Below are 7,564 nucleotides of genomic sequence, written 5' to 3' on the forward strand. Positions count from 1 at the left end.
ATGTTATATGGTTTCTTGTTTGACATGAATATTATCTTCTATCCTATTATGGTGGCATGTATCGGAATGATTCTCAAACTTATATTGAATCTGCTGGTTAGTCCAAATGAAAACATGGATTTTAAAGCTGAGGTCTTAGATTGAAAGTATTGCAACTTCGCTAAAGACACAATTACTGAACATGCTTTAGAAATCCATAAACTCATATTCAGACTTCCGCTAATTCTTAAACCGTGACGCATTCGTAGGAAAATGTAAAATTACGAAAAATCGTTTTTGAGGTTATTATGAATAACAAATTTAAGACCGCTTCAGTTGTACGTTTAATCCTATTTCAACTATCACCGTTTGGTCAGTACAAACAATTATTGTCTATCAGAATTACTTAAAGCATCCTGAATATTCAGCACCATTTTGGGCTTATTAAATACCAGAAGCCACTGCTTACGGCATACCAGTAATCGTAGGATTAATTTTAACGGTAGTGTTTAAAAGGAAGGCAATGAGTTCTCAAAGGTAATAACCTGCGTTATTCCCAAGATTTGGGGTTTCAAATTATTCTTATTTCGTACCTCATTGGTAGGAATAAGCAGGTCGTGATGTGTCATGTTGGGTTTTACAATAAAAGGGGTGAGAATTTGGAGATAACAATTGTTCAAGGCGAGATTAAGTATTTAGATGATTGCTTAGAAGCCTTAATGAATTCTGAACTAGCTAGTATTTACATCCCAGATGAAAAAGTGGCAAGAAACCATTTAATTGAAGCATTTGAGAGAAAAGAAATGTATTTAGCGTTAGATAGAGAAGGTAAGTGTATAGGATACATAACATTTGTTTTGAATGGTATGTTTTATAATTTTCCATATGTATGTAACATATCTGTTAAGGAAAATTTTCGTATGCAGGGCATAGGGAAAAGGCTTTTAGAATTTTTTGAAGATATAGGTTTTATACATTTCGATAAGGTGTTTCTCCTTGTGAATAGTTTTAATAAGCGAGCTAAAAAATTGTATGAATCAATTGGTTATAAACAGGTTGGTGTGATTGATGACCTTTATAAAGACGGAATATCGGAATATATGATGATGAAAGTCAAATCATCGTGAGCTGTAGGATATAGAGCGATTCTTGCCAGTTGTTTGCTCCAACTACACATTGGATTATTCTTACAATCCACCTGATAATGAAAACAAAGTACGATATACGAAAGTAGGATAATACGGACCTTGGCTTGAATTATGAACAGTACTAGGGACAAGCCTTTTTGCGGAGAATTACAAGATGGAGGCATTATATGGAGGAGTTTAGGATAAGTGATGGAATGGAAATGATGGATTTCCCAAAAGTCACACAAATGCAATCCAAATCATTTTGGAGTCCAGGAATTAAAATTGATGAAGTTGTAAAAGGAGCATCAAATTCTGCATTAGTCGTAGGAGCCTTTGATAACGCTCATAATCAGGTTGGTTATGCAAGAGTTGTTTCTGACAAAACAAGATTTGCATACATAATGGATGTATACGTTGATGAAAATTTTAGGAAAAAGGGTATTGGTAGGAAAATGATTAGCTATATCCTTTCGCATTACGAATTGAAAGACGTATATCAATGGCTTTTAATTACTAAAGATGCACACGAAGTTTATAGTAAGGCTGGCTTTAAGCCGATTTCCAACCCTTTAGCATGGATGGAAATTAGAAATCAAAGACCGATAAGATAGGTATGGAAATTGCTCCCACTATGCTTATTTCGTGCCTTATTGGTAGGGTGTGGTGCAACAAATTCCAATGGGAGAAAAAGGAATATGAATGATATTTTAAAGATGGTAATCGCCTTATTATTAAGTACAGTGATTATAAATGTTCTTATGAATTTTAATAATCCTAACCGTATTGACTTCGTGGGATTCTGTGAAAATTTTATTGAAGAAAATTAAAGGGACTTACAAATACATTACATTTGAAATCTTGAAAATCGGGCATTTGCATGTCGTTGTCCATAGTGAATGGGTCCCATTATTCTTAAACCGTGACCTTGAGTTGGGAATAAACAAGAAAGTATTAGCCTGTGGGGGGATAACTCTGAAGCAAAAAATAAAAGGAGACTCCTTGCGTTGGGTATTTGTATAGCTTTGTTCGTTGGAGTCATGGCATATGCTATTAATTGGGTTTTTTGATATTTAAAGAATTAACGGTCAAGAATATCTTGCTCAATCAACTTCACCAGATGGAACATATACTGTCATCGCCTATCTTAATGATGGCGGAGCCACAACAGATTTTGCTGTTTTAGGTAGATTAAAAAATAATAGGACTGGTAAGGGGAAAATATTTATTGGCAGTACTATTGTGAAAAAGCTGAGATGCAATGGTTAAATGATGAAACTCTAAAGATTAATGATAAAGAATTAAATGTTAAAAATAAAATATATGATTACAGGAAGACCTAGGGAAATCCTTAAAAAATCTCTCTAATTGCAAATAGATAGGTACTATATTGGATAATGTGAAGTAAAGGACGTACTGGAAATAATATGAGTAAAATGAAGTTTTCCAAGATAGAAACAGAAAGGTTAATTTTAAGGAAGTTTAAAGAAACTGATGCTGAAACCTTTTATCAATACAGGACAAATCCCGAAGTAGCCTTATATCAAGGTGAAATGTGGGTGAATTTTAAAATCGAACAAGCAGTAGAATTCGTAAAAGAACAAATGGATTTTGAACCTGGTATACCCGATAGTTGGTTTCAAATTGCAATTGAATTAAAGAACACAGGCAATCTGGTAGGAGATTTAGCGATACATACATTACCGCAGGACATAAATCAGGCAGAAATAGGATTTACATTAAACCCATCATATCAAAATAAAGGTTTTGGAATAGAGGCAGTCAGAAACCTATTGGGGTTAATATTCAACGTATGGAATAGGCACAGAGTTATTGCAATAACTGATGTAAGAAATGAGCCTTCTATTAAATTGCTTGATAAGATTGGAATGAGAAAGGAAGGACACTTCATTAAAAATGCATGGAATAAAGGTGAATACACTGATGAATATTTATTTGCACTCCTAAAAGAAGAGTGGAAATAGTTGCCATTATTCTTAGACCCGTCAGTATAAATGCCCCTACAACTCAATTCAGGGGTTGGACGGCATCATTAAGACAATGTGAAGGAGCTGAGTCCGAAAAATCTAAAGGGGGTAGGATATGAGAAAAGGCATTTTGTTGGCATTGATAACGCTCGTGTCAATTTGCCTAATTTTATTCGGCTGTAGTAAAGTTCCAGAAAAGGATATTAGTAAGATTACAAGTGTTAAGGCGATTGACGTTACTAAAATTATTTTCTCAGATGGTAGGGGCAGGAATAAACCATTTGCTCTTGAAGACAAACAAAAGATACATGAGTTCATGGGGCTTCTTGACGGCTATATTATCAAACAAGAAAACAACCACCAACCTTCTGCGGGCTGGATACACATGGCAGATTTCTATAACGGAAATGAAAAACTGATGAGGATTACATTTACTAATCCTCTGGAAATCGACGGAGTTTATTACAATATTGTTAAAGGTCAGTTAAGCACTGAAACGCTTGATAAATTTATTAGTTCAGCTAACTCTTCTTGGAAAGGTTAGAATGTCTGTTAACCCAAAAATACTGATTGGTTTAGGAATTATTGGGAACAATTCCATTGTATTAAGTAAATTAAGTGATGACAGCAAAAGGTGGCTACCATGTTGGTAGCCACCTTTTGCTCCTATTGTGCTAGATAATCAGCAAAGTGCTTCTTTATGTACTTAGTTCGTATATCAATATTTTGTTTCCGAGCTGACCCAGCAAGAGTAGCGTTTTTGTACTCATTATTATCCTTACTAATATCAATAAAGAACTGTAGCATCCAAGCGTGAAATACCGCTGGTTTAACATTTCGTTCAAGAGCATCACAGCCAATCAAATAGAGCATAGGTATGTGGATACGATTGAGCTTCAAGTCGTTAGCATCTTCACCTATAGCATCATGTAAGTATGCCATGACATTACTAAGTTTGTTTTCCACGTCTTGAGGTACACCGTTGCCCCGTAGAGGCTCTTCGGCAAAGCTCATAATTTCCTTGCCAGAGAAGCCTAATTCAGGTTTCATCTCTAAGATGAGAAATTGAATAAGGAGTTGCTGGTCTGTATATTTGTTTTTTGCTTTATCGGATAGTTGGATAGTCTCCGTCAAGAAGGGATGGCTTAATAAGCCTTTTAGAGTGTCGAGAACTTCACTACCCATTAGAACACGTGTTAGTTCGAGACGAGATAAGGATACAGCCTGATTTCGCATGAAAAAGAGGAGTTCCCTTTCTTCATTTGTTAAGTCACGGACAATTGTGAACGTGAGATTGTAATTCAGGATAGTTTGTTGGAGTTCAGGGTTCAATTTATTGAATGTTAATCCAGTAACTTGGGCTCCATCAATCTCTTTCACCTTGATTTTGTTATTCAGTTTGAATTGGTTATTAACAAATTGGATAAGAGTTAATGTCCGTTGCTTTCCATCTAAGACTTTATAAATTTTACCGTTAGGTTCTTCCTCAAATAAGAGGCTCTCAACAGGGAAGCCCATAAGGATAGACGCGATGAGATTACTCTTGTGTAGAGCATTCCATATTTCATTTCGTTGAATTGGCACTGATAAATCTAAGAGATTTTTCTTATTCTTATCAAGAAGCCATTGGACAGTTTTAATTTGAGACGAGCTTTTCAAAACGGAAATCCTCCTTTATGTTATTTAGATAAAATTGATTTTAGCAGATAAACAATTGTAAGTCCATATTAGTAGGTAGTTTGAGGTTAAAGTTCTAAAGAAATAGCACTTTATTATTGGAGTGCGGTAATTTTTAAGTTCAAGACAAGATTGGACAAAGGAGAACGCTACCCACGAGGAAGTAGAGGTTCTTAAAAGAACTATTGAGTGAAACTAATTTAGGGTAAATACAGACTGCCAAAACGTTGGCGTTCTGGTTATTATTTTCTGATATTCATATTTATGGCAGGAATATATAAGAAATTTGTTGAATGCTAGACGAGAGTGATTTTTAGCATAGTAAACGCTCATCCGTATGCAAATCGCCACGCTTCAATATGAGGATTGTTGTGGTAATAGCGTTGTTGCCTCATTTTATAATTGGAAGTTAGATAAAGAATATAACCTATGGATTTTTCGAACCTTTTGTTGGGTTTGGCTTTGCACCATGGACATTTAATAGGAAAGGGGTATCCAGATAAGTAGAATAATGCGAAGCACAGCGACATTGTATAAAAGGAGCAACATCGCATGATTGACCTATACAATGATATTTTGGAAGTTTTCAAGAGACATATTGATATTCTATTTGGAATTTCTAATATAGATTTTAGTGCCTTTAAATCAAATTATAAATGTGCATTAGTTTTTGCTGTTCCTCATAAGGAATTGTTAAGTATAAATAATTATAAAGAGGAGAAATTTGAAAGTTTAATTTGTGAAGCACGTGATTATATCGATGTATTACTTGACGAGATTACCACCCTATTAAATGCATATAAAATTCAATATTATATACCACCTGTTGCACAAACAAGTGAAGAAACACTTATCGCACCATTCTCATTTAAATTTGCAAGCGTCAATGCAGGTTTAGGGTGGATAGGTAAAAATGACGTTTTGATAACTGAAAAGTATGGGCCAAGAGTAAGGTTATCTGCCATATTAATTAATTATGATTTACCGATAGGAAGTCCTATTACCATGAGTAAATGTCCGTCAGCCTGTAATATATGCGTTAATGCTTGCCCACATACTGCATTATCTGGTCGTCAGTGGAATATAGGCATAAAACGTGAAGAATTAATTGATTTTAGATTATGTAATCAGAAAAGAAGCCTTTTTTTAAAAACACATTATAGAAAAAATTCTTGTGGACTGTGTATGATATCATGCCCTCTTGGAATTATGAAATTATAGTAATGTTGCTTCGTATTCTTAAACCTACAGTACTAGCACTCTCGTAGGTGACACGTTGTAGAATGTGAAGTAATCAAAGTTACATTTTGTTTAGGGGGTTGCTATGGGAAAAGAATTGTCTGAAATGTCGTTAAAGGAATTATGGGAACTGTTTCCTATAATTTTAAAAGAACATAATCCTGCTTATAAAGAATGGTACTTGTGTGAAAAAGGTAGAATAGTCAATGCTTCAGGTGGAAATAACATAAAGCGAATAAGTCATATTGGGAGTAGTGCTATAGAAGGATTAATTACAAAACCAACTGTAGATATTTTGTTGGAAATTAATTGTAACTGTGATATAGAACAGATAAAGTATAAATTAATTAATTCGGGTTGGACATTAATGTCATATGAAAGTAAGCCAGACTTAAAAATGTCATTTAATAAGGGTTATACTCCAAATGGTTTTGCTGAAAAAGTATTTCATCTCCATGTGCGATTTTATGGAGATTGGAATGAATTATATTTCAGAGACTATCTTTTAATCCATAAAGAAGTAGCTGAAGAATACGGAAGACTAAAGCAAGAATTAAAAGAACAATACAAACATAATAGAGATGGATATACCACAGCTAAAACCGAATTCATTATGAAATATACAAAAATAGCAAGAGAAGAGTTTATTGGTAGATATTTATAAGGGTTAAGAGCATATTATTTAGCTATTACACAATATTCTTAAACACATAAGTATAACAACCGTCCCATCTCTAAATATGCGTTGGGTGGCATCAGTAGGATAATACGAAGTAATAAGCTATAAGTGGCTAGCCGTTTTTGTTAAATACTTTGAATGAAAGATGATATAATTCATACCGAAAGGAGGAGTTTGGTTGTTAAAGAAGATTTTATTATATGCTATTCCTGTGATATTTTTGGGTTTATTTTCATCTGGTTGTAACCCAAAAAATGAACAAAAATCACAAACCAATGTTCCACAACTTCAAATGCCCTTACAAAACATGACACCGCAAACCAATAACCACATCCAAGTTGTTCAAGGTACTGTCGGAAGCACTACTAACATAGAAACCCCTGAGCTCAATAATATAAAAAACATTAAATATCCAGATGTAGTTGCCGAGGTGGGAGATACCAAAATAACTGGTTTACAACTAACGAGGGAAGTAACAATTAAGCAAAATGATTATGTTAATAATATGAAAAAGCCACAGGACGAATCCTATTATGAGAAAGTTGCACTAGGCTTGTTAGTAAAGAATGCTTTAATAGATAATGAGGTAAAAAAGCAAGGAAAAACCGTAACAGCTGATGAAGCTAAATCTTATTTGGAGCAACAGGAGAAATCGATGGACTCGTTACAGGATAGTGACTTTGCCAAGATAACTTACAATAAAACTATTAAAGACAATGGTTTTAGTAACGCATCTGATTACATCAACTCTCCAGGTATAATCAGCATAACTCAGATATTTTTGGGCAGGGGAAAACTAAAAAACTCTATATTACAGTCGATTCCGAAAGGACAGAAATGAAGCAACAAAGGCTTGGGATGATTATACTGATAAA

Annotated in this window: 8 protein-coding genes and 1 pseudogene; 8 read left to right on the plus strand and 1 reads right to left on the minus strand. The window is 34.2% G+C overall.

Annotated elements, in window-relative coordinates; translation table 11 throughout:
- Window positions 1–638 precede the first annotated feature (638 nt).
- From UF75_RS23760 to UF75_RS23775, 5 genes and pseudogenes are all read left to right on the plus strand, one after another.
- On the plus strand, window positions 639–1,106 hold the full coding sequence (locus tag UF75_RS23760) for a GNAT family N-acetyltransferase (protein WP_045576997.1): 468 nt from the start codon (window positions 639–641) through the stop codon (window positions 1,104–1,106).
- Between the two features lie 188 nt (window positions 1,107–1,294).
- Window positions 1,295–1,720, plus strand: a complete 426-nt coding sequence (locus UF75_RS23765) for a GNAT family N-acetyltransferase (RefSeq protein WP_052693582.1) — start codon at window positions 1,295–1,297, stop codon at window positions 1,718–1,720.
- Between the two features lie 523 nt (window positions 1,721–2,243).
- Window positions 2,244–2,449: pseudogene (locus UF75_RS29475) on the plus strand (DUF5412 family protein).
- Between the two features lie 84 nt (window positions 2,450–2,533).
- Entirely contained in the window at window positions 2,534–3,091 is a 558-nt protein-coding gene (locus UF75_RS23770; protein ID WP_045576998.1) for a GNAT family protein, read from the plus strand.
- 118 nt (window positions 3,092–3,209) lie between these two features.
- Window positions 3,210–3,638 carry a hypothetical protein gene (locus UF75_RS23775; RefSeq protein WP_052693584.1) on the plus strand — a complete coding sequence of 143 codons (429 nt, stop codon included), beginning with the start codon at window positions 3,210–3,212 and terminating at the stop codon, window positions 3,636–3,638.
- A gap of 122 nt (window positions 3,639–3,760) precedes the next feature.
- On the opposite strand, the gene UF75_RS23780 is transcribed toward UF75_RS23775, so the two are convergent.
- Entirely contained in the window at window positions 3,761–4,753 is a 993-nt protein-coding gene (locus UF75_RS23780; protein WP_045576999.1) for a DUF262 domain-containing protein, read from the minus strand.
- A 570-nt stretch (window positions 4,754–5,323) separates the two neighbouring features.
- Here UF75_RS23780 and UF75_RS23785 point away from each other — a divergent pair.
- The 3 genes from UF75_RS23785 to UF75_RS23795 all read left to right on the plus strand — a co-directional run bounded on the left by UF75_RS23785 (window position 5,324) and on the right by UF75_RS23795 (window position 7,530).
- The gene (locus UF75_RS23785; protein ID WP_045577000.1) at window positions 5,324–5,992 is read left to right on the plus strand and encodes an epoxyqueuosine reductase; all 669 of its coding nucleotides are present in this window, start codon (window positions 5,324–5,326) and stop codon (window positions 5,990–5,992) included.
- Window positions 5,993–6,095: 103 nt separating this feature from the next.
- Window positions 6,096–6,674 (plus strand): GrpB family protein, encoded by a 579-nt coding sequence (locus UF75_RS23790; RefSeq protein WP_045577001.1) that lies wholly within the window; start codon window positions 6,096–6,098, stop codon window positions 6,672–6,674.
- Between the two features lie 193 nt (window positions 6,675–6,867).
- Window positions 6,868–7,530 carry a SurA N-terminal domain-containing protein gene (locus UF75_RS23795; protein WP_045577002.1) on the plus strand — a complete coding sequence of 221 codons (663 nt, stop codon included), beginning with the start codon at window positions 6,868–6,870 and terminating at the stop codon, window positions 7,528–7,530.
- The last annotated feature ends 34 nt before the right edge of the window (window positions 7,531–7,564 follow it).

This window comes from Desulfosporosinus sp. I2 (genome assembly GCF_000960765.1).
In the GTDB taxonomy this organism is placed as follows: Bacteria; Bacillota; Desulfitobacteriia; order Desulfitobacteriales; family Desulfitobacteriaceae; genus Desulfosporosinus.

Excerpts from the sequence above, each read along its gene's own strand:
- UF75_RS23765 (WP_052693582.1), top strand. The coding sequence starts at position 1,295 with ATGGAGGAGTTTAGGATAAGTGATGGAATGGAAATGATGGATTTCCCA.
- UF75_RS23770 (WP_045576998.1), top strand. The coding sequence starts at position 2,534 with ATGAGTAAAATGAAGTTTTCCAAGATAGAAACAGAAAGGTTAATTTTA.
- UF75_RS23775 (WP_052693584.1), top strand. The coding sequence starts at position 3,210 with ATGAGAAAAGGCATTTTGTTGGCATTGATAACGCTCGTGTCAATTTGC.
- UF75_RS23785 (WP_045577000.1), top strand. The coding sequence starts at position 5,324 with ATGATTGACCTATACAATGATATTTTGGAAGTTTTCAAGAGACATATT.
- UF75_RS23790 (WP_045577001.1), top strand. The coding sequence starts at position 6,096 with ATGGGAAAAGAATTGTCTGAAATGTCGTTAAAGGAATTATGGGAACTG.